Below are 22,153 nucleotides of genomic sequence, written 5' to 3'. Positions count from 1 at the left end.
CCCGAACATACGAGCAAAACGAGTTTTTTATGACGAACAACGACGTAAACAAAGTAAAGCGCAAAGGCACATTCAAGAGTGCTCCGCTGCCGGAAAAGGTGTTCAGCGCTGAAGCCCCCAAAGGCGAAGATCTGGTCAAGATCGCCGTAGCGGCCCTGGAAGACGTCAAGGCCCAGGACGTATTGGTCATCGATGTCCGCGACAAGCAGAGCATCACCGACTACATGATCATCGCCACCGGTACTTCCAACCGCCAGATCGGCGCGATGCTGGACAAGGTCCGCGAAGCGGTCAAGGCTCTGGGCATCAAGCCGCTGGGCGAAGAAGGCAAGGGCGACAGCGACTGGGTGCTGTTGGACATGGACGACGTGATTGTCCACATGATGACTTCCAACGCCCGTCAGTTCTACGACCTCGAGCGTCTCTGGAAAGGTGCCGAGCAGAGCCGTGCCGCCGATGGCAAACACCACAGCCCTGAAGTTGGTCACGAGCATTTCAACAAGCTCAACAAAGACCAGGAATAAGGAACGGCTGTGCGACTGCGACTGATCGCCGTCGGTTCACGCATGCCCAAATGGGTGGAAGAGGGCTGGCATGAATATGCCAAGCGTCTTCCGTCCGAGCTGGCGCTGGAACTGGTGGAAATACCGCTCAACACCCGCGGCAAGAACGCCGACGTGGCGCGCTTCATCCGTCAGGAAGGCGAAGCCATGCTGGCCAAGGTCGGGCCGAACGAGCGTGTTGTCACCCTCGAAGTCCACGGCAAGCCCTGGAGTACCGAGCAACTGGCGGTCGAACTCGATCGCTGGCGGCTGGACTCGCGCACAGTGAACTTCATGGTCGGTGGCCCTGAAGGGCTGGCGCCTGAAGTCTGTGCCCGTGCCGATCAGCGCTGGTCGCTATCGCCGTTGACGTTGCCGCACCCGCTGGTGCGAATTCTGATCGGCGAACAGCTGTATCGTGCCTGGACCGTGTTGTCCGGCCACCCTTACCACAAGTAGTTCTGCCCTCATGTCTCAGCCGATCCGCATCAAGGACCACGAAAAAGACGCCCGTCTGGTGCGTAGTCGTGTCGTGTTCGGCGCAATTGCGGTTGTGACACTGATTGGCGTGCTGATCGCGCGGCTGTATTTCCTTCAGGTGATCCAGTACGAGTACCACTCGACCCTGTCGGAAAACAACCGCGTCCATGTGCAGCCGATTCCGCCACCCCGTGGGTTGATTTACGACCGCAACGGCGTGGTCATTGCCGATAACCGGCCCAGCTTCAGCCTGAGCATGACCCGTGAGCGCTCTGGCGATTGGCAGCAAGTGCTCGATGTGATTGTCCAGGTGCTGGAGCTGACGCCCGAGGACCGGGTGATTTTCGAGAAGCGCATGCGCCAGGGGCGTCGGCCGTTCGAGCCGGTGCCGATCATGTTCGAGTTGACGGAAGAGCAGATCGCGCGAATCGCCGTGAACCAGTTCCGCCTGCCAGGGGTGGAGGTGGTCGCGCAGCTGGTTCGTCACTATCCGCAGGGCGCGCACTTTGCGCACTCGGTGGGCTACATGGGACGGATCAACGAGAAAGAGCTCAAGTCTCTGGACCCGGTGAGTTACAGCGGCACCCATCAAATCGGCAAAACCGGCATCGAGCGCTTCTACGAGCCCGAGCTGCACGGCCAGGTGGGTTATGAGGAAGTCGAGACCAACGCTCGGGGCCGCGTGTTGCGGGTGCTCAAGCGTACCGATCCGATTCCCGGCAAGGACATCGTCCTGAGCCTGGACATCAAATTGCAGGAAGCCGCCGAAGCCGCGCTCGGAGGTCGCCGTGGCGCGGTGGTGGCGCTGGACCCGAAAACCGGCGAAGTGCTGGCGATGGTCAGCCAGCCGAGTTTCGACCCGAACCTGTTCGTCACCGGCATCAGCTTCAAGGCCTATTCCGAGTTGCGCGATTCCATCGATCGGCCGCTGTTCAACCGCGTGCTGCGCGGTCTGTATCCGCCAGGCTCGACGATCAAGCCGGCGGTGGCGATTGCCGGTCTGGATTCCGGCGTGGTCACGGCCTCGACCCGGGTGTTCGATCCCGGCTACTACATGCTGCCCAACTACGACCACAAGTACCGCAACTGGAACCGTACCGGTGACGGTTATGTCGATCTCGATACGGCCATCATGCGCTCCAACGACACCTACTTTTATGACCTGGCCCACAAGCTGGGGATCGATCGTTTGTCGTCGTACCTGAGCAAGTTCGGCATCGGTCAGAAGGTCTCGCTGGACATGTTCGAAGAGTCTCCGGGCTTGATGCCTACGCGCGAGTGGAAGCGTGCAACACGCCGCCAGGCATGGTTCCCGGGTGAAACACTGATTCTCGGGATCGGCCAGGGCTACATGCAGTCGACTCCGTTGCAACTGGCCCAGGCCACCGCGCTGGTGGCCAACAAAGGCGTATGGAACCGTCCGCACCTGGCCAAGACCATCGAAGGCAAGAAACCGGTGGATCCCAACCCGATGCCGGACATCGTCCTGCGCGACCCGTCCGACTGGAGCAAGGTCAACCACGGCATGCAGCAAGTGATGCACGGCGCCCGTGGTACGGCGCGCAAGGCCTCGATCGGTGCGCAGTACCGGATTGCCGGCAAGAGTGGTACGGCCCAGGTGGTCGCGATCAAGCAGGGTGAAAAGTACGACCGCTCCAAGGTTCAGGAACGCCATCGCGACCACGCCTTGTTCGTCGGCTTTGCGCCGGCCGATGACCCGAAAATCGTGGTGTCGGTGATGGTCGAGAACGGTGAGTCCGGCTCCGGCGTCGCCGCGCCGGTGGTTCGTCAAGTCATGGACGCCTGGCTACTGGATCAGGACGGTCGACTCAAAGCCGAATACGCCAGCCCTAACAGTGCGGAGGCTACCGCCCGTGATGAATAATTTTGATCGCATGCTCTCCAGTGAGGATGTGATGCGTCGTCGTGCGACGCTGCTGCAACGTCTGCACATTGACGGCCCGCTGCTGATTCTGCTGCTGACCCTCGCCGCCGGCAGCCTGTTCGTGCTGTATTCGGCCAGTGGCAAGAGCTGGGACCTGCTGGCCAAGCAGGCGACTTCGTTCGGTATCGGCCTGGTGTCGATGATCGTCATTGCCCAGTTCGAGCCGCGCTTCATGGCCCGCTGGGTGCCGGTCGGTTATGTGCTCGGTGTGCTGTTGCTGGTGGTGGTGGACGTGATGGGCCACAACGCGATGGGCGCCACACGCTGGATCAACATCCCGGGGGTGATTCGCTTCCAGCCTTCGGAGTTCATGAAAATCCTGATGCCGGCGACCATCGCCTGGTACCTGTCCAAGCGCACGTTGCCACCGCAGCTCAAGCATGTGGGCGTCAGTCTGTTTCTGATTGGCTTGCCCTTCATTCTTATCGTGCGGCAGCCGGACCTGGGCACCTCGCTGTTGATTCTGGCTGGCGGTGCGTTCGTGCTGTTCATGGGCGGGCTGCGCTGGCGCTGGATCCTCAGCGTGCTGGCCGCCGCCGTGCCGGTGGCCGTGGCGATGTGGTTCTTCATCATGCACGACTACCAGAAGCAACGGATCCTGACCTTCCTCGACCCGGAAAGCGATCCGCTGGGCACCGGCTGGAACATCATTCAGTCCAAGGCCGCCATCGGTTCCGGCGGTGTATTCGGCAAGGGCTGGTTGCTGGGTACCCAGTCACATCTGGACTTCCTGCCGGAAAGCCACACCGACTTCATTATTGCGGTGATGGGCGAAGAATTCGGCCTGGTGGGCATCTGTGCATTGCTGCTGATCTATCTGTTGTTGATCGGTCGCGGATTGGTGATCACCGCCCAGGCCCAGACATTGTTCGGCAAATTGCTGGCGGGCAGTCTGACCATGACGTTTTTTGTATATGTTTTCGTCAACATCGGTATGGTCAGTGGCCTGTTGCCGGTGGTGGGGGTGCCGTTGCCGTTCATTAGCTACGGAGGAACTTCGCTGGTGACGCTGCTGTCAGCGTTTGGGGTTTTGATGTCGATCCATACCCATCGCAAGTGGATCGCACAGGTTTGAATAAGGTGAAGAGTTCAATGCAAGTAATGCGTGGCTGGGCGACTCGATACGCGCCATGGGTCGGCCTGGTAAGCATCCTTGGCAATGCGCAGGAAGCGTTGGCCGGCGATTATGAGGGCTCACCCCAGGTGGCCGAGTTCGTCGGCGAAATGACCCGCGACTACGGCTTTGCCGGCGAACAGTTGATGGGCGTGTTCCGTGAAGCCGAGCGCAAACAGTCGATTCTGGATGCAATCTCAAAACCCGCCGAGCGGGTCAAGCAGTGGAGCGAATATCGCCCGATGTTCATCACCGACGCGCGGATTGCCCGCGGTGTGGACTTCTGGCGTCAGCATGAGGCGGTATTGGCCCGCGCCGAACAGGAATACGGCGTACCGGCCCAGGTTATTGTGTCAATCATCGGCGTTGAGACCTTTTTCGGACGCAATACCGGCAATTACCGGGTAATTGATGCCTTGTCGACCCTGGGTTTCGACTATCCTCCCCGTGCCGAATTTTTCCGCAAGGAATTGCGTGAGTTCCTGCTGCTGGCCCGGGAAGAGCAGGTCGATCCATTGACTCTCAAGGGTTCCTACGCCGGCGCCATGGGCCTTCCGCAGTTCATGCCGAGCAGCTTTCGCGCCTATGCGGTGGATTTCGACGGTGACGGCCACATTAATATCTGGACCAATCCGGACGATGCCATCGGTAGCGTCGCCAGTTACTTCAAGCAACATGGCTGGGTGGCCGGGGAGCCGGTGGTCAGTCGTGCCGATGTCCGGGGCGATCAGGTCGACGAAGGTTTGACCGACGGCATCGAACCGACGAAAACCGTCGGAGATTTGCGGGCCTTGGGCTGGTCAAGTCATGATGCGCTGCGCGATGATATGCCGGTTACCGCATTCCGCCTGGAAGGCGATAATGGCCCCGAATACTGGATGGGCCTGAAGAATTTTTATGCAATCACGCGTTATAACCGCAGCGTGATGTACGCCATGGCCGTACATCAACTGTCAGAACAGCTGGTCCAAGCACGGGGCGTCAAGTAATGCGGGCATTGCCTATGAGTAAACCCCTGAAGCTGATGGCATTCGCCGTGTTGGCAGTGCTGGTCGCCAGTTGTTCGACCAGTCGCTCGCCGACCCAGAAGTCCTCCACCGCCGTGCGCTCCATGCCGGGGCTGGACATTAACCGTGCCCACAAGGATGGCGCGCCGTGGTGGGATGTCGATGTGTCGCGCATCCCGGATGCCACGCCGACCCTGCACACCGGTCCCTACAAGGCCAACCCGTATACCGTGTTGGGCAAAACCTATTTTCCGCTGCAGGATTCCAAGACTTACGTCGCCTCGGGTACCGCGTCCTGGTACGGCACCAAGTTCCATGGTCAGAACACCGCCAACGGCGAAGTCTATGACCTGTATGGCATGAGCGCGGCACACAAGACACTGCCGTTGCCAAGTTACGTTCGGGTGACCAACCTGGACAATAACAAGAGCGTGATCCTGCGGGTCAACGACCGTGGGCCGTTTTATTCGGACCGCATCATCGATTTGTCCTACGCGGCGGCCAAGAAGCTTGGCTATGCCGAAATCGGCACCGCCCGGGTCAAGGTTGAAGGCATCGACCCGCAACAATGGTGGGCAGCCAAAGGCCGTCCAGCGCCTTTGATGCTCAACGAGCCGCAAGTCGCGCAGAATAGCGCCCCGACGATCACGGCTTCGGCCGGCACCGTCGAGCAATGGACACCACCGCCACAGCAACACGCCGCTGCAGTTGTGCCCGTTCAGCTGGAGGCCAAAAAAAGCGCTTCTTCACCAGCCGCTGGTCAGTATCTGCAAGTGGGAGCGTTCGCCAACCCGGACGCCGCAGAACTCCTGAGGTCGAAACTCAGCGGGATGGTGAGCACTCCGGTGTTCATCAGCTCGATCGTACGCAATCAGCAGACGCTGCACCGGGTACGACTGGGGCCGATCGCTTCACAGGGTGAAATCCAGCAAGTGCAGAACAGCGTGCGCCTGGCCAACCTGGGTTCGCCGAGTGTGGTCACGGAGTAATACGTAGGACTTGTTTGAGGGTTCACTTGCAGTCGGGAGTGAACCAGGTTGTTGGCTCGTCGAGAACAAAAACCCGGCAAAGGGTGACTGGAGTGAGCAACTGAATACGCGATGACTCGTTAGAAAGTCATTTGATTAGTTTTGCCCTTGGGCAGTTTCCATTAGCGATTTCGAGAGACGGATGAACATCACCACCTTTGCCAAACGCCTGTGCCTTCTAGTCCCGCTGCTCCTCTCACCTGCCGCGTTCGCGGCCGAGATGATGCCATCGCCACCGCAACTGGCCGCCAAGGCCTATGTGCTCATGGACGCCAGCAGCGGCAACGTGCTGGTCGAGAACAATGGTGACCAGCGTCTGCCGCCAGCCAGCTTGACCAAGCTGATGACCGCCTACATCGCGACCCTGGAAATCCGTCGTGGCCAGATCGGCGAAAACGATCCGGTGACCGTCAGTGAAAACGCCTGGCGTACCGGCGGTTCGCGGATGTTCATCAAGGTCGGCTCGCAAGTCACCGTCAGCGACCTGCTGCACGGCATCATCATTCAGTCGGGCAACGACGCCAGCGTTGCGCTCTCCGAGCACATCGCCGGCAGCGAAGACGCGTTCGCCGACCTGATGAACAAAACCGTTGCCGATCTGGGCATGACCAACACCCACTTCATGAACCCGACCGGTCTGCCGAACCCTGAGCACTACTCGTCGGCTCACGACATGGCGGTGCTGGCTCGCGCGATCATTCACGAAGATCCGGCTCACTATGCGATCTACTCGCAGAAAGAGTTCTTCTGGAACGGCATCAAGCAGCCGAACCGTAACCTGCTGCTGTGGCGCGACAAGACCGTTGACGGTCTGAAAACCGGCCACACCGACGAAGCGGGCTACTGCATGGTGTCTTCGGCCGTGCGTGATGGCATGCGTCTGATCGCCGTGGTGTTCGGCACCAACAGCGAAGTGGCGCGCGCCGCCGAGACCCAGAAGCTCCTGACTTACGGCTTCCGTTTCTTCGAAACCCAGACCTTCTATCAGAAAGGCGCCGAGCTGGCTCAGGCCCCTGTCTGGAAAGGCTCCACCAACCAGGTCAAGGCCGGTCTGGCTGAAGACCTGACCATGACCCTGCCAAAAGGCCAGCTGAAGAAGCTTGCTGCCAGCATGACCATGAACCCGCAACTGGTTGCGCCAATCGCCAAGGGCGACGTGATCGGCAAGGTGGAAGTCAAACTGGACGACAAGGTTGTGCATAGCGCTGATCTGATCGCTCTGGATGCTGTCGAGGAAGGTGGTATCTTCCGCCGCATGTGGGATAGCATCCGTCTATTCTTCTACAGCCTGTTCAACTGAATTTAGTGTGCACCTGCATGGCTCCGCGCTGATCCAGCCCGGGGCCTTGCCCGTCGCCACGGCTTACGCTTACGAGGCCGTTACGCCATGACCGATACCGAAGTAAAGGCGCCAAAGATCGAATTTCCCAACGTTGATTACCCGGTTAAGGTGATCAGCGATACCGGCGTTGGCAACAAAGACAGGATCATCGAGATCGTCAAGAAACACGCGACGATCAACGATGAGCGTGTGGATGAGCGTCAAAGCACCAACGGCAAATACACCACGATTCAGTTGCACATCGTCGCCACCGACCAGGATCAGCTGTACAACATCAACAGCGAACTGCGGGCTACCGGCTTCGTGCACATGGTGCTGTGATGTCTGGCACGCTGGGCTTTCGCGAACTTGGCCAGATGGCTTACGAACCGGTCTGGCATGCCATGCAACGCTTCACCAACGAACGCGGCAGCAATGCCGCCGACGAGATCTGGCTGGTCGAGCACCCGCCGGTGTTCACCCAGGGTCAGGCTGGCAAGGCCGAACACCTGTTGCTGCCGGGAGATATTCCGGTGGTACAGGTCGACCGCGGTGGCCAGGTGACGTATCACGGTCCGGGGCAATTGGTGGCCTACCTGTTGCTGGATGTGCGCAAGCTGGGTTTCGGTGTCCGTGACCTTGTGACCCGCATGGAGACGTGCCTGATCGAACTGCTCGCCAGTTATGGCGTGACGGCTGCGGCCAAGCCCGATGCTCCGGGTGTCTACGTCGACGGGGCGAAAATTGCTTCCCTGGGTCTTCGGATCCGCCATGGTTGTTCCTTTCACGGCCTGGCCCTGAACGTGGACATGAACCTGGAACCGTTTCGACGGATTAATCCCTGCGGCTACGCCGGGCTGGCGATGACCCAGCTGAGCGATCACGCAGGACCGATTGAATTTGCCGAGGTAAGTGCCCGGCTGCGCGCGCAGCTCGTCAAACACCTCGACTATGCTGAGCAGACGACCCTAACGGGCGGAATCGACTGATATGACTACTGATGCAGTGCAAACCATGATCCCGACGCAGGATGTCACCGAGCGTCCGGCCCCGCGTGCCAAGGTTGAAGCCGGCGTAAAGCTGCGCGGCGCCGAAAAGGTTGCACGCATCCCGGTAAAAATCATTCCGACCACTGAGCTGCCGAAAAAGCCTGACTGGATTCGCGTGCGCATCCCGGTTTCTCCGGAAGTGGACCGCATCAAGGCGCTGTTGCGTAAACACAAGCTGCACAGCGTGTGCGAAGAGGCCTCCTGCCCGAACCTGGGCGAGTGCTTCTCCGGTGGCACCGCGACCTTCATGATCATGGGCGACATCTGCACCCGTCGCTGCCCGTTCTGCGATGTGGGTCACGGTCGTCCGAAACCACTGGACGTCAACGAGCCGGAAAGCCTGGCTATCGCCATCGCCGACTTGCGCCTCAAGTACGTGGTCATTACCTCGGTAGACCGTGACGACCTGCGCGACGGCGGCGCCCAGCACTTTGCCGACTGCATCCGCGAGATCCGTAAGCTGTCGCCAAACGTGCAGCTCGAGACCCTGGTTCCGGACTACCGCGGCCGCATGGATATCGCACTGGAAATCACCGCGGCCGAGCCGCCGGATGTGTTCAACCACAACCTGGAAACCGTGCCGCGCCTGTACAAGGCCGCGCGCCCGGGCTCGGACTACCAGTGGTCGCTGACCCTGCTGCAACGCTTCAAGCAGATGATGCCGCACATTCCGACCAAGTCCGGCCTGATGCTGGGGCTGGGCGAGACCGACGACGAAGTCATCGAAGTCATGAAGCGCATGCGCGAGCACGATATCGACATGTTGACCCTGGGTCAGTATCTGCAACCGTCCCGCAGCCACTTGCCGGTTCAGCGTTTCGTACACCCGGACACCTTCGCCTGGTTCGCCGAGGAAGGTTACAAGATGGGCTTCAAGAACGTCGCTTCCGGTCCGTTGGTGCGCTCTTCGTACCACGCCGACGAGCAGGCGAAACTGGTCAAGGCCGAGTTGATGTCGTCCTGATGAGCTGAAGACAGAAAAAACGCCCGCCAGGCAGTGAGCCGAGCGGGCATTTTTTTGTCTTGCCCACGACCCTCCGCGCTTTTCCTGCAACCTGCGGGGCAACGAAGCCTCTTCTGTTTGCCCCCATTCCTGACTACTGTGTATTGAGGTTTTACGCAGGGAGATATGGATGACAGTTCGACCGACCCACACGCTTTGTCCAAATGCTCCCGTTCCGGCATTGCCGATGGAAGGGCTGATTGGCGTCATTGCGCCTGCCGGTCCGGCTGCGCTGGACACCCACAAGGCCGTGCAATGGATGCGCGACCGAGGCTATTCGCTCAAAGTGTTTCCCGGCGTCTACGAAAAGGAAGGCTACCTCGCCGGTAGCGATGAGGTGCGGCTCAACGATTTGCATGCGGCGTTCGCTGATACCGAGGTCGACGCCATCATCTGCCTGCGAGGAGGGTACGGTACGCCACGCTTGCTTGACCGTATCGATTTCGACCTGCTGCGCAATAATGCCAAGCCGTTCATCGGTTACAGCGACATTACGGCGTTACACCTGGCGATCAGTCGCCATGCGGGTTTTGTGACGTTCCATGGTCCACTGCTCAATGCCGACCTGCTCGGCAAGCGGCAACAACCCACTGAGTCTTCGTTCCTCAACATGCTGCGTGGCCACTTGAAGACTGGCAGCGTGCTGGCGCATCCGGAGGCCTTCCCATTGACCACGATCGAGCCTGGCATCGCTCATGGACGCTTGCTGGGCGGGAACCTGTCGATGATTGCCGCAACCATGGGCACGCCTTACGAGATCGATGCCGAGGGTGTCATCCTGTTTATCGAAGACATCAACGAACCGCTGTATCGCATCGATCGATTGCTGACCCATCTACGGCTTGCCGGGACACTGCGCAAGCTGCGTGGCGTTCTGGTCGGGGACGTGGCAGGGGTCGATGTGCCTTCCCTGGAACGATTGCTCAAGCAGACGTTCGAGCCGTTGCGGATTCCGGTGCTGTCCGGGTGGCGCAGCGGGCATTGTGATCCGAATCTGACGTTGCCCATGGGCGCGCTGGTCAGGCTGAATGCGGGCAGGCAGGAGCTGCTGCTGGAGCAGGATGTGGTGATCAGGCGCTAGAACGGCACTGCCTGTCAGGTCGTCATCGCGGGCAAGCCGCCACCCTGAGGGTGACGGTTTGCCCGCGAAGCATTTAGCGGCTGCGAAGACCTTCCAGCAACTTGTGCGTCGGATAGCCATCCGCCGGCCAGCCAAACGACTGCTGGGCGCTGCGGATCGCCTTGCGCGTGTTGGCGCCGATGATGCCGTCCGGGGTGCCCGCATCGTAGTTCTGGGCGCTCAGCAGGTTCTGCAGTTCAATGCGCTCGGTACGGCTCAATGGCAAATCATCTTTCGGCCAGGTGCCGCTGATCAGGCCCGCGCCGTTGAAACGTTCGGCTAACAGGCTCACCGCCAGTGCGTAGGACGAAGAGTTGTTGTATTTGAGGATCGCGCGGAAGTTATCGAGCACCAGGAATGCCGGGCCGCGATAGCCGGCTGGCAGCAACAATGCGGCGGATAGCTGTTCAGTGCCTGCCGGGGCCTGGCTTCCATTGGGCAGCGTGATACCCAGTTGGCGCCATTCGGCGACACTTTTGCGAATCGTGCCGTCAGCCAGGAAGTAGTTGAAGCCGCTCGGCAATTGCACCTCGAATCCCCATGGCTGGCCTTTCTGCCATCCGGAGCTTTGCAGGTAATGCGCGGTCGACGCCAGGGCGTCGCTGGCACTGCCCCAGATATCCCTGCGACCGTCGCCATCAAAATCCACTGCGTGGGTGTTGTAGGTGGTCGGGATGAATTGGGTCTGGCCCATGGCGCCGGCCCAGGAGCCGAGCATCTTGTCCGGTTCGATGTCGCCCTGTTGCAGGATCTGCAGGGCGGCGATCAATTGCGCGTGAGCGAAGGCAGGGCGTCGGCCTTCATAGGCCAGGGTCGCCAGTGAATTGATCACCGATTTGTTGCCCTGGAACTGGCCGAAGTTACTTTCCATGCCCCATACCGCCACCAGGGCCTGGCGATCGACACCGTAACGCTGCTCGATGCTTTGCAGGATGCCGTCGTACTGGCTGACCAGTGCTTGGCCTTTGCGTACCCGCAGTGGCGACAGGGCGCCGTCGAGGTATTCCCATACCGGTCGGGCGAATTCCGGCTGGCTGCGATCGGCACGAATCACGCTGGGGTCGAAGCTGACGTTGGCGAAGGCACGGTCGAACAGGTCGGCGCGGATACCGGCGGCCAGGGCCTCCTTGCGGAAACCTGCCAGCCATTCGGCGAAGGTCTGAGTCGGCTGGATGTCGAGATTTTCGTCGCTGGGTACCACTGGCGGAACCACAGCAGGGGCGGTGGTGACGGGAAGGGTCTGAAGCGGCTGGGCGTCGGCGGCGGTGGGTTTTTCCGCGCAGGCGACTAGCAAAATGAGGCTGGAGGCAGCAATCAATTGGCGCAGGTGCCAACGACGGGAAAGACAAAGGGGCATGCACGGGTCCAGGGAAAACGGATCAGATGCAGACCTTAACATGTTGAGCCGATGCATGCCTTTCAGGCTGCCAGAAAGTAAGAAGCCTCCCAGCTATTAGACTGGAAGGCTTCGCGGCGGTAGCTGCCTTTGCCCTTGCCGGCTCGTTCCTGACGGCTGCGGAACAGTGGCTGGGCGATGATGGATTTGGCCTTGTTGGGGCCGTGTCTGGACGGCTTTTTGCTCATGATGGATGCTCGCAAGTGAGTGGTTTTTGCGGAGCAAATCATCCGCCGAAGTTGGGGTTCTGTCTATAGGGTGAGTGGTCAGTAACTACGCCGTACCCTGTAGGAGCGAGGTCACTCGGCAGGCAGCGTAAGGCGCTGGCCCGCCATCAATAACGTCAATCGGCTCAAGCTCATCCACGGCGAGCCAGCTGCCTGGCCCTTGATCTGTGCATCGATGCGCTGTGCTTCGAGCAGCAACTGCGCCCAGCGTTGCGCCGAGTAGCGCTGCAGGGCTTTGCTCATCAGGGGTTTGCGCTTGTCCCAAACGGGCGGCTTGGCCTGGCTGAAGGCTTTGTCCAGGGGCGTTCCCTGGCTGTATTGCAATGAGATATTGGCCAGCAGGCGCAGCTCCCGGGCCAGCGCCCAGAGAATGACCGGCGGTTCGACACCTTCCCCGCGCAACCCTTCGAGCATGCGCAGGGCATGGGCGGCTTCACCGTTGAGAATCGCATCAGTCAGGCCGAAGACATCGAAGCGCGCACTGTCGGCCACCGCTGCCTGCACGGTTTCGATGGTGATCTGGCCGCCTTCGGCCATCAGCTTGAGCTTTTCGATTTCCTGGGCGGCGGCCAGCAGGTTGCCTTCGACCCGTGCAGCAATCAGCTCGACCGCGTCCTGGCTGGCGGAAAGCCCGGCCTGGGACAGGCGCTGACGGATCCAGCTCGGCAGCTGGCTGACATCCACCGGCCAGATCTGCACGAACTGGGTTTGCTGACCTTCGACCAGGGCCTTGCCCCACTTGGTTTTCTGCGCGCTGCCATCCAGCTTTGGCAGGCTGATCAGAAGCAGCGTGTCTTCGGCCGGTCGCGAGCAGTACTCGATGAGTGCGGCGGCACCTTTGTCGCCAGGTTTGCCGGAGGGCAGACGCAGTTCCAACAGGCGCTTTTCGGCGAACAACGACATGCTGGCGCCGGCTTGCAGCAGCGTACCCCAGTCGAAACTGGCATCGGCGGCAAAAACCTGGCGTTCATCGAAACCTTGCTGGCGAGCGGCGGCGCGGATCGCGTCGGCGGCTTCCTGACACAGCAAGGGGTCATCGCCACTGATGACGTAGACCGGCGCGAGGGCACCTTGCAGGTGTTTGCCGAGTTGAGCGGGGGCGAGTTTCATAGGCGAGGGCAAACGGGGCGTTTGAACGCCCCGTAAGTCTTACTGCTTCGGCAGTTCAACAGGCGACTGACGCGGTGTTTCCGCTTCAGCCTTCTGCGCCGCTTCCAGCGCCGCGGCTTCAGCCTTGGCCCTGGCATTGGCAGTCTGCTGCAACTGATCGAGCTGGGCCGGGGTCAGTTGTTGCAGGCGCAGGATCATGCGCTGAATCAACTCGCGACGGGTTTCGCCCCGTGCAGTTGCAGCTTCCTGGTCAGAGCCCACCAGGTTGTTGCCGTCGTGGATGAAGATTTTCTGTACTTCAAGTTTGTCGCTCAACAGATCCAGGTTGTTCTGGCCACGGATGTCGTAATTGAGGACTGTGGTCACCTGGTACTCGCCAGTACGACCGGCACCGGCGTAACTGAGGATGCGCTGGCTTTCCTGCTCATCGGTCAGCACCAGTTTATAAGGTGCACCGGTGTAGACCTTGACGCCGCTGCTTTCCAGCACCTGGCGCAATTGCGTCACGGTTTCGCCGTACGCGTTGCGCGCGCTCAGATCGAGCTCCTTGATCGCCAGTTCTGTAGTACCGGTGCCGCGCAGCTGGAAACCGCAGGCGCTCAGCAGGACCGCAAGGCCCATCACCAGCAAATTGCGTTTGATCATTGTGTTGCTCCCCTTGAAACCACGTGGGCCGATCATGCGGCCCGAAAGGTTTTACGCGGCGCCAGGCATGACCTGGCGCCTGGTCCAATTAGCTGGCGACGATGTTGACCAGTTTCCCGGGCACCACGATCACTTTACGAATGGTCAGACCGTCGACAAAACGCAGCACATTCTCGTTGGCCCGTGCGGCAGCTTCGACTTCTTCGCGGCTGGCGCTGGCCGGCATTTCGATATGGCCACGCAGTTTGCCGTTGACCTGGATCACCAGTTGCAAACTGTCCTGCACCAGTGCGCTCTCGTCCAGTACCGGCCAGGCGGCGTCGATCACCGGGTCGGCGTGACCCAGTTGATTCCACAGCTCGTGACTGATGTGCGGGGTGATCGGAGCCAGCAACAGGGTCACGGTTTCCAGGCCTTCCTGAACCAGTGCGCGATCCTGCTCGGTGCCTTGCGGGGCTTTTTCCAGCACGTTCATCAGCGTCATCACCTGGGCGATGGCGGTGTTGAATTTGTGGTTCTGCCCGACGTCGTGGCTGGCCTGCTTGATGGCCTGGTGGATCGAGCGGCGGACGGCTTTCTGCTCGTCGTTCAGGCTGGCGACATCCAGCTTGCCCGGCAGGCCCTGAACGACGTGCGCCTGAGCCAGACGCCAGACGCGCTTGAGGAAGCGGTGCGAGCCTTCCACGCCGGAGTCGGACCATTCCGCGCTCATGTCAGGTGGCGAGGCGAACATCATGAACAGGCGGCAGGTGTCTGCGCCGAACTGGTCAATCATCGACTGTGGGTCAACGCCGTTGTTCTTGGACTTGGCCATCTTCTCTGTGCCGCCGATTTCCACCGGCAGGCCGTCTGCGATCAGCTTGGCGCTGATGACCTTGGCCTTGCTGTCGCGTTCGAGTTCGACATCCGCCGGGTTAAACCAGGTGTAGGCACCGTTGGCTTCGCGACGATAGTAAGTCTCGGCGATCACCATGCCCTGGGTCAGCAGGTTCTTGAACGGCTCGTTGGAGCTCACCAGGCCTTCGTCGCGCATCAGCTTGTGGAAGAAGCGCGCATAGAGCAGGTGAAGAATCGCGTGTTCGATGCCGCCGATGTACTGGTCCACCGGCAACCAGTGGTCGGCAGCGGATTTTTCTACCAGGCCACCTTCAAAGTGCGGCGAAGCGTAGCGGGCGTAGTACCACGAGGACTCGACGAAGGTGTCCATGGTGTCGGTTTCACGCTTGGCAGGCTTACCGCATTTCGGGCAGCTGCACTCGTAGAACTCGGGCATGCGCGCCAGTGGCGAGCCGGCGCCATCGGGTACGACGTCTTCCGGCAGCACGACAGGCAGTTGATCTTCCGGTACAGGCACGTCACCGCAGGTGTCGCAGTGGATGATCGGGATCGGGCAGCCCCAGTAGCGCTGACGGCTGATGCCCCAGTCGCGCAGGCGGAACTGGGTGCGCGAGGCACCAAGGTTTTTCTTGATCAGCGCCACTTCGATGGCGTCGAAGGCGCCGGCGAAGTCGAGGCCGTCGAACTCGCCGGAATTGATCAGCGTGCCGTGTTCACCGTAGGCGTCCTGCCATGGTGCCGGGTTGACGTCACCGGAGCTGGTGCGCACCACGGATTTGACCGGCAGGTTGTACTTGTGGGCGAACTCGAAATCGCGTTCGTCGTGGGCTGGAACGGCCATGACCGCGCCATCGCCGTAGTGCATCAGCACGTAGTTGGCGACCCAGACCGGCAGCTTTTCACCGGTCAGCGGGTGTTCGACGAACAGGCCGGTCGGTACGCCTTTTTTCTCCTGGGTGGCGACGTCGGCTTCGGCGACGCTGCCGCCCTTGCATTCAGCGATGAACGCTTGCAGCTCAGGATTGTTCTTCGCGGCCAGGGTGGCCAGGTGGTGCTCGGCGGCCACGGCGACATAGGTCGCGCCCATCAGGGTGTCCGGACGGGTGGTGAAGACTTTCAGTGTGCCGGCTTCGCCAATGGAATCGACGTTGTACGGGAACTGCACTTCCATGCCGCGGGATTTGCCGATCCAGTTGCGCTGCATGGTCTTGACCTGTTCAGGCCAGCCAGTCAGTTCGTCGAGGCTATCCAGCAGCTCATCCGCGTAGGCGGTGATCTTGAAGTAGTACATCGGGATTTCGCGCTTCTCGATCAGCGCGCCGGAGCGCCAGCCGCGACCGTCGATCACCTGCTCGTTGGCCAGAACGGTCTGGTCGACTGGGTCCCAGTTCACGGTACCGCTCTTTTTGTAGATCACACCTTTTTCGAACAGGCGAGTGAACAGCCATTGTTCCCAGCGGTAGTAATCAGGCTTGCAGGTGGTCACTTCACGCGACCAGTCCACCGCCAGGCCCAGGCTGCGCAGCTGGCTTTTCATGTAGGCGATGTTTTCGTAGGTCCACTTGGCGGGCGCTACGTTGTTCTTCATCGCGGCGTTTTCCGCCGGCATGCCGAAGGCGTCCCAACCCATGGGTTGCAGGACGTTCTTGCCTTGCATGCGCTGATAGCGGGAGATCACGTCGCCGATGGTGTAGTTGCGCACGTGCCCCATGTGTAGCTTGCCGCTGGGGTAAGGGAACATCGACAGGCAGTAGTAGGTCTCCTTGCCTGGCTGTTCACTGACTTCAAAGGACTTTTGCTCGTCCCAGAACGACTGGGCGGCGGCTTCGATTTCACGGGGCTGATATTGTTCGTGCATGGCTACTTTTGAACTGAATAGGGGTGGCCTAATCCTCTTCAATGCGACGCTGGACGGTGAACGCGCCTAATCGGCGTTTCGGTGCCCAGACGAGCTGGAAGTGGAGTTACAGGAAGCGCCGTAGCATACATGACCGCACTCTATCGAGGGAAACCCTGATTACGGCCGCGCGTCTCGCAAAAAACGCTGCGAGGGCCGTTGGTCGCGGCGTTCAGCCGGTTTGTTCATGGAAGCTAAGCTCTAACTGGGGAGTAGGTCTTATCTTCCAATGAGGTGAGGGATGGTTGATTCACAGCAAAAAGCTACAAAACCGGAGTTATACGAAAGACTGATAGATCGTCTTGGAATGGCCCTGGACGCGGCAAAAACCGCAGGCCGTCTACGTGATGAACGTCCACTGGAGCTTGAATTGCGCGGCTTGAGCCCCGCAGAGTTTGCCCTGGTCAAGGCGTATCTGAATCGTTGTGAGCGTGAAACGCACGGATGCTTGTCCGAGGCAGTGAAGCAACTTGATGCACCGCGTTCAGCCAAGATCATCTGGCTCAAGGACAAAACACCCGGCAGAGACGCGGTAAAGGTCCGGTCTCTGCATTGCAAGTAAGGCATAGCGCCATGCACCGGGGTTTTTTGAAGCATAGCCCTTCCGTATTTATTGTCGCATTGCGTCAACCCACTTAGGCTTCGGGCATCTTCAAGGAGATGCTCGATGCCTTTTCGTTATTTCTTAAAACAACTGCTATTGCCGCCGGGCATTCTTTTGCTGCTGCTGGCGCTTGCCTGGTGGTTACGCCGCTCAAGGCCGAGGCTTGCCGGTGTGTGTTTTGCCTTGGGCCTGGGCGGTTTCTGGCTGATGAGCCTGCCCATCGTGGTGCAGTGGGGCGCCGGGCTCCTTGAGCGCGAGCCACCCTTGGCGCGCGACGAGTGGGCGACATTGGCCCGGCGTGCCGATGCGATTGTGGTATTGGGCTCGGGGCGCGAACGGGGCGATCCGGCGTGGGGTGCCGATCAACCGACAGGTATAGGTCTTGAGCGCCAGCGTTATGCGGCGCGACTGGCCAAGGCTTCGGGCTTGCCGGTCCTGACCAGTGGCGGGCTGCACTACGGCACGCCGCCGACCGAGGCCAGGATCATGGCCGATTCGCTGCACGATGATTTCGGTGTCACTGTTCGATGGCAGGAAGGGCGTAGCCGTACCACTTGGGAAAACGCGCAATTCAGCGCTGAAGTGTTGTTGCCTGAAGGCATCAAGCGCGTGGTGTTGGTGACCCAGGCCTGGCACATGCCCAGAGCCGTCTGGAGTTTCCGTAAGGCGGGGTTTGAAGTGGTGCCGGCGCCCGTGGGGTTTTTAGGCGTGGACAACGCCCGACCGCTGGGTGGCTGGATGCCGGAATTCAAATCGATCTGGCAGAGCGGGCAGTTGGTTAATGAGGCGGTGGGGCAGGTAGGTTATTCGTTGTTTTACCGATAGCGATGGCAGGTAAGCACCCTGTGGCGAGGGTGCTTGCTCCCTCGCCACAAAAAGCCCTCTGTCCAAGGCTCACAAGTCAGACCGTCTTGGCCATCCGGCTGGCAATCAACGCCCAGCCAAACAACAGCACGCACAGAATGATCAGCGGCCATGAACGCCATTGAAGATAAGGCGTCAGGTTGTGCATCGGCACCACGTCGCCATACAGGATGCCGCGTTCGAACTGCGGGATCTGCGCGGTGATCTGGCCGAACGGGTTGATCAGGCCGCTCACGCCGTTGTTGGTGGCGCGGATCATCCAGCGACCGGCCTCCAGGGCGCGCATCTGCGCCATCTGCAAGTGTTGCAGAGGACCGATCGAGGTGCCGAACCAGGTGTCGTTGCTGATGGTCAGCAGCAAATCGCTTTTGGCCGCGAGGCCGGCTGCGAACTCCGGATACACCACTTCGTAGCAGATGAATGGCGCAATCTGGTAACCCTTGGCCTGCAACATGATCTGATCGTCCGGGCCTCGGGCGAAGTCCGACATCGGCAGGTCGAAGAAGGCGATCAACCCGCGCAACAGATCCTGCAATGGAACGTATTCGCCAAACGGCACCAGTTTCTGCTTGAGGTAAGTGCCATCGCCTTCACCGACAACGGTGATGCCGTTGTAGAAGCGTTTTTCGTGATGGGCCATCTGGCGGATTGGCACGCCGGTGATCAGTGCCGATTTACGTTCTGCGGCAAAGTTTCCCATCATGTTCAGGTAGCCCTCGGCGGACTCCTTGAGCACTGGCACGGCAGTTTCCGGCCAGATCAGCAGGTCGGCGCGCTTGGAACTGAAGCTCATGTCGCGATAAAGCGCCAGTTGCGCATTGAGCTGCGCCGGGTCCCACTTCATGCTTTGTTCGATGTTGCCCTGGATCGCCGCGACACTCAGCGGTGCGCCCGAAGGGCTGGTCCAGGCGTGGTGCTTGAGAGCCATGCCGGCGACCCAGGGGCCGACCAGCAGCAGGGCGCCCGCCACGATGAAGCCCTTGCGTCCGCTGCGCACCAGGCGCATGCCGTTGTAGATCAGTGCGGCGGTCAGGGCCAGGGTGAAGGAAATCAGCCACATCCCGCCCAGGGGGGCGAGCCCGGTCAGCGGGCCATCGAGCTGGCTGTAGCCGGAGTAGAGCCATGGAAAACCGGTGAGGAACCAGCCCCGGAACGCTTCCTGGCCAACCCACAGCGCTGCAAATGCCAGCGCATCAGCCAGTGGCGCTTCGTTGCGTCTTAGCCAGCGTGCCCAGAGCCAGGCGGGCAGGGCAAAGAACCAGGCAATCGCCGCCGTGAACAGCAGCATCAGGAACCCCGCCAGCAACACCGAGGCGCCACCGAAGTTGTGAATGCTGTAGTAGATCCAGCTGGTACCGGCGCCAAACAGGCCAAAGCCGAAACACCAACCGCGACCAAGGGCCTGGCGAGGGCTCAGCTCGCGCAAGCCGGCATAGAACAGGCCGACGGCAAGCAGTGCCAGAGGCCAGATATTAAACGGCGCCAACGCCAGGGTGGTGATTGCACCGGCCGCCACGGCCAGCAGGTTACCGGGCCAGCCGGGGCGGGTTGTCCAGCGCATTTCTATCCTTAATGTTTTACCGGGCGATGGGCGTCAAGCGCAGCAGATGAATCCGACGACTGTCGGCGTTCAGGATGCGGAAGCGATAGGGGCCGATTTCGGTGATTTCGTTGCGTTTTGGCAGGTGCCCAAATGCACTCATCACCAGGCCGCCGACGGTATCGAACTCGTCGTCGGAGAACTCACTGTCGAAAAATTCGTTGAAGTTCTCGATCGGCGTCAGGGCCTTGATCAGGAAATCTCCGCTGGGCAGCGGCTTGATGTAGCTGTCTTCTTCGACGTCGTGTTCGTCTTCGATGTCGCCGACAATCTGTTCGAGCACGTCTTCAATGGTCACCAGGCCCGCCACGCCGCCGTATTCGTCAATGACGATGGCCATGTGGTTGTGGTTGGCGCGGAATTCGCGCAGCAGCACGTTCAGGCGCTTGGACTCGGGCACGAACGTGGCCGGGCGCAACAGGTCCTTGATGTTGAAGCTGTCGCCATTCTCCCGAAGGATCAACGGCAGCAAGTCCTTGGCCAGCAACACGCCCATCACGTCATCGTGGCTTTCGCCGATCACCGGGTAGCGGGAGTGGGCCGAGTCGACCACGGCAGGCAGGAACTCGCGGGGTGTCTGGGTCGCCTTGATGCTGACCATCTGCGAGCGCGGGACCATGATGTCCCGAACTTGCAGGTCAGCGACCTGGATGGCGCCTTCGACGATGGCCAGCGCTTCGCTGTCCAACAGTTTGTTTTGGTGTGCGTCGCGCAGCAGCTCCAGTAGCTCCTGGCGGTTTTTCGGCTCGTGGGCAAAAGCCTGGGTGAGCTTACCCAGCCAAGACTTCTGCCCGTTGCTCGATCGATCTTCGCTCATAGCGATTACTCTGAATCCTTTGTTGTAACGGTTGGGGATGTATCGGTTTCGTCGTCTGCATACGGATCGGGATAGCCCAATTCTGCAAGCAACGTTCGTTCCAGTGCTTCCATTTCCTCGGCTTCGTCGTCATCTATATGGTCGTAACCCAGTAGATGCAAGCAGCCGTGAATCACCAGATGGGCCCAGTGGGCCTGGAGTTCCTTGCCCTGTTCGGCGGCTTCGCGCTCGACCACAGCCACGCAGATCACAAGATCGCCCAGCAACGGGATGTCAAGAAACTCGTCGGGTACGTCGGCAGGGAATGACAAGACGTTAGTGGCGTAATCCTTTTGCCGCCAGGTGTGATTCAGTTCGCGGCCTTCGGCTTCGTCGACCAGGCGAATGGTCATCTCGGAATCGGCGCTGCGCTGGCGCAAGGCCAGCTCGCACCATTGGCGGAACTCGGCCTCGCTGGGGGCGGGCGCCTGGGTAGCCACTTGCAGATCAAGCTCAAGCATCGCGGCGGCTGTCCTTTGGCGCTTCATCGGTCACGCGGTTCTCGAAGCGCTCGTAGGCTTCGACTATGCGCTGCACCAACGGATGGCGCACAACGTCCTTGGGCATGAAATGGGTAAAGCTGATACCCGGCACGTCTTTCAGTACTTCGATCACGTGGTGCAGCCCGGATTTGGTGCCTTTAGGCAGGTCGACCTGGGTGATGTCACCGGTGATGACGGCGGTAGAGCCAAAGCCGATCCGGGTCAGGAACATTTTCATTTGCTCGACCGTGGTGTTCTGGCTTTCGTCGAGGATGATGAAGCTGTTGTTCAGCGTGCGCCCACGCATGTAAGCCAATGGCGCGACTTCGATGATCTGGCGTTCGATCAGTTTGGCGACGTATTCGAAGCCGAGCATCTCGTAGAGTGCGTCGTAAAGCGGGCGCAAATACGGGTCGATTTTCTGGGACAAATCGCCGGGCAGGAAGCCGAGTTTCTCGCCCGCTTCGACCGCTGGACGCACCAGCAGAATGCGGCGGATCTGCTCGCGTTCCAGTGCATCGACCGCGCAGGCAACCGCCAGATAAGTCTTGCCGGTACCGGCCGGGCCGATGCCGAAGTTGATGTCGTTACCGAGGATTTCCTTCACATAGCGCAACTGATTCAAGCCGCGAGGGCGAATCATGCCTTTCTTGGTGCGCAGGGCGACGGAGGCTTCAGCGGGGGAGTGATTGTCCAGTTCTTCGACGGCCGATTCCTGCAGGAACAGGTGAACCATGTCCGGCGACAGCTCGGTACCCTTGGTTTCCCGGTACAGGCGGCGCAACAGGTTTTCCGCGGAGGTGGTGTGTTTGGGTTCGCCGATCAGCTCGAACTGATTGCCGCGGTTGCGGATCTCGATGGTCAGGCGCTGTTCGATCAAGCGCAGGTGCTCGTCGAATTGCCCGCACAGATTGGCGAAGCGGCGAGCTTCAAAAGGCTCGAGGATGAAACGATGTGGTTCGATGGGTGCGTTCAAGGTCGTATTTAGCCGCCCTGGGGCAATGGTGATGAGTTCAAGGATAGCGC

Annotated in this window: 22 protein-coding genes; 13 read left to right on the top strand and 9 right to left on the bottom strand. The window is 60.2% G+C overall.

Going from position 1 to position 22,153, the window contains the following annotated elements:
• Nucleotides 1–29: 29 nt before the first annotated feature.
• The 11 genes from rsfS to F7R06_RS21885 all read left to right on the top strand — a co-directional run bounded on the left by rsfS (nt 30) and on the right by F7R06_RS21885 (nt 10,570).
• A complete protein-coding gene (gene rsfS, locus F7R06_RS21935) occupies nt 30–524 on the top strand; it encodes a ribosome silencing factor (protein ID WP_090325486.1) in 495 nt (164 codons plus the stop codon).
• A gap of 9 nt (nt 525–533) precedes the next feature.
• Nucleotides 534–1,001, top strand: coding sequence for a 23S rRNA (pseudouridine(1915)-N(3))-methyltransferase RlmH (rlmH, locus tag F7R06_RS21930; RefSeq protein ID WP_007937439.1), 468 nt, complete (start codon nt 534–536; stop codon nt 999–1,001).
• Nucleotides 1,002–1,011: 10 nt separating this feature from the next.
• The gene (gene mrdA, locus F7R06_RS21925) at nt 1,012–2,907 is read left to right on the top strand and encodes a penicillin-binding protein 2 (protein WP_090325484.1); all 1,896 of its coding nucleotides are present in this window, start codon (nt 1,012–1,014) and stop codon (nt 2,905–2,907) included.
• A gap of 31 nt (nt 2,908–2,938) precedes the next feature.
• Complete coding sequence (gene rodA / locus F7R06_RS21920) at nt 2,939–4,042, top strand: rod shape-determining protein RodA (RefSeq protein ID WP_090327560.1); 1,104 nt, start codon at nt 2,939–2,941, stop codon at nt 4,040–4,042.
• 17 nt (nt 4,043–4,059) lie between these two features.
• Complete coding sequence (gene mltB / locus F7R06_RS21915) at nt 4,060–5,070, top strand: lytic murein transglycosylase B (RefSeq protein ID WP_090325482.1); 1,011 nt, start codon at nt 4,060–4,062, stop codon at nt 5,068–5,070.
• Nucleotides 5,070–6,077, top strand: a complete 1,008-nt coding sequence (locus F7R06_RS21910; protein WP_090325480.1) for a septal ring lytic transglycosylase RlpA family protein — start codon at nt 5,070–5,072, stop codon at nt 6,075–6,077. Before mltB ends, F7R06_RS21910 begins: the two co-directional genes overlap by 1 nt.
• A 181-nt stretch (nt 6,078–6,258) precedes the next feature.
• Complete coding sequence (locus F7R06_RS21905) at nt 6,259–7,416, top strand: D-alanyl-D-alanine carboxypeptidase family protein (RefSeq protein ID WP_090325478.1); 1,158 nt, start codon at nt 6,259–6,261, stop codon at nt 7,414–7,416.
• Nucleotides 7,417–7,503: 87 nt separating this feature from the next.
• Nucleotides 7,504–7,779 carry a DUF493 domain-containing protein gene (locus F7R06_RS21900; protein ID WP_090325476.1) on the top strand — a complete coding sequence of 92 codons (276 nt, stop codon included), beginning with the start codon at nt 7,504–7,506 and terminating at the stop codon, nt 7,777–7,779.
• Complete coding sequence (gene lipB, locus F7R06_RS21895; RefSeq protein ID WP_090325474.1) at nt 7,779–8,426, top strand: lipoyl(octanoyl) transferase LipB; 648 nt, start codon at nt 7,779–7,781, stop codon at nt 8,424–8,426. Before F7R06_RS21900 ends, lipB begins: the two co-directional genes overlap by 1 nt.
• A gap of 1 nt (nt 8,427) precedes the next feature.
• Complete coding sequence (gene lipA, locus F7R06_RS21890) at nt 8,428–9,450, top strand: lipoyl synthase (RefSeq protein WP_090325473.1); 1,023 nt, start codon at nt 8,428–8,430, stop codon at nt 9,448–9,450.
• A 169-nt stretch (nt 9,451–9,619) separates the two neighbouring features.
• Nucleotides 9,620–10,570, top strand: a complete 951-nt coding sequence (locus tag F7R06_RS21885; RefSeq protein WP_090325471.1) for a S66 peptidase family protein — start codon at nt 9,620–9,622, stop codon at nt 10,568–10,570.
• A gap of 73 nt (nt 10,571–10,643) precedes the next feature.
• Here F7R06_RS21885 and F7R06_RS21880 read toward each other — a convergent pair whose 3' ends face one another.
• From F7R06_RS21880 to leuS, 5 genes are all read right to left on the bottom strand, one after another.
• Entirely contained in the window at nt 10,644–11,966 is a 1,323-nt protein-coding gene (locus F7R06_RS21880) for a lytic murein transglycosylase (protein ID WP_090325469.1), read from the bottom strand.
• A 62-nt stretch (nt 11,967–12,028) separates the two neighbouring features.
• Entirely contained in the window at nt 12,029–12,193 is a 165-nt protein-coding gene (gene arfA, locus F7R06_RS21875) for an alternative ribosome rescue factor ArfA (protein WP_065908951.1), read from the bottom strand.
• A gap of 111 nt (nt 12,194–12,304) precedes the next feature.
• Entirely contained in the window at nt 12,305–13,342 is a 1,038-nt protein-coding gene (gene holA, locus F7R06_RS21870) for a DNA polymerase III subunit delta (protein ID WP_090325466.1), read from the bottom strand.
• Nucleotides 13,343–13,381: 39 nt separating this feature from the next.
• Complete coding sequence (locus tag F7R06_RS21865; RefSeq protein WP_090327557.1) at nt 13,382–13,987, bottom strand: LPS-assembly lipoprotein LptE; 606 nt, start codon at nt 13,985–13,987, stop codon at nt 13,382–13,384.
• 88 nt (nt 13,988–14,075) lie between these two features.
• Complete coding sequence (leuS, locus tag F7R06_RS21860; RefSeq protein ID WP_090325464.1) at nt 14,076–16,682, bottom strand: leucine--tRNA ligase; 2,607 nt, start codon at nt 16,680–16,682, stop codon at nt 14,076–14,078.
• A 280-nt stretch (nt 16,683–16,962) separates the two neighbouring features.
• Between leuS and F7R06_RS21855 the strand changes: the two genes are divergently transcribed.
• Nucleotides 16,963–17,283 carry a hypothetical protein gene (locus tag F7R06_RS21855; RefSeq protein WP_090325463.1) on the top strand — a complete coding sequence of 107 codons (321 nt, stop codon included), beginning with the start codon at nt 16,963–16,965 and terminating at the stop codon, nt 17,281–17,283.
• A gap of 105 nt (nt 17,284–17,388) precedes the next feature.
• Entirely contained in the window at nt 17,389–18,150 is a 762-nt protein-coding gene (locus tag F7R06_RS21850; protein WP_090325461.1) for a YdcF family protein, read from the top strand.
• 76 nt (nt 18,151–18,226) lie between these two features.
• Here the strand turns inward: F7R06_RS21850 and lnt are convergent, their stop codons facing one another.
• Genes lnt through F7R06_RS21830 form a run of 4 tightly spaced genes read right to left on the bottom strand, consistent with a single transcriptional unit; the run spans nt 18,227 to nt 22,103 of the window.
• Nucleotides 18,227–19,750, bottom strand: coding sequence for an apolipoprotein N-acyltransferase (gene lnt, locus F7R06_RS21845; RefSeq protein WP_090325459.1), 1,524 nt, complete (start codon nt 19,748–19,750; stop codon nt 18,227–18,229).
• Nucleotides 19,751–19,766: 16 nt separating this feature from the next.
• A complete protein-coding gene (locus F7R06_RS21840; RefSeq protein WP_046028710.1) occupies nt 19,767–20,606 on the bottom strand; it encodes a CorC family transporter in 840 nt (279 codons plus the stop codon).
• Nucleotides 20,607–20,611: 5 nt separating this feature from the next.
• Complete coding sequence (gene ybeY / locus F7R06_RS21835) at nt 20,612–21,106, bottom strand: rRNA maturation RNase YbeY (protein ID WP_090325457.1); 495 nt, start codon at nt 21,104–21,106, stop codon at nt 20,612–20,614.
• On the bottom strand, nt 21,099–22,103 hold the full coding sequence (locus F7R06_RS21830) for a PhoH family protein (protein WP_090325454.1): 1,005 nt from the start codon (nt 22,101–22,103) through the stop codon (nt 21,099–21,101). The genes ybeY and F7R06_RS21830 overlap by 8 nt, the downstream gene beginning before the upstream one ends.
• Nucleotides 22,104–22,153 lie beyond the last annotated feature (50 nt).

This window comes from Pseudomonas moorei (assembly GCF_008801475.1).
Classification (GTDB): Bacteria; Pseudomonadota; Gammaproteobacteria; order Pseudomonadales; family Pseudomonadaceae; genus Aquipseudomonas; species Aquipseudomonas moorei.
Note: the sequence above shows the minus strand (reverse complement) of the source record. Positions and strands in the feature narration are given on the sequence as shown.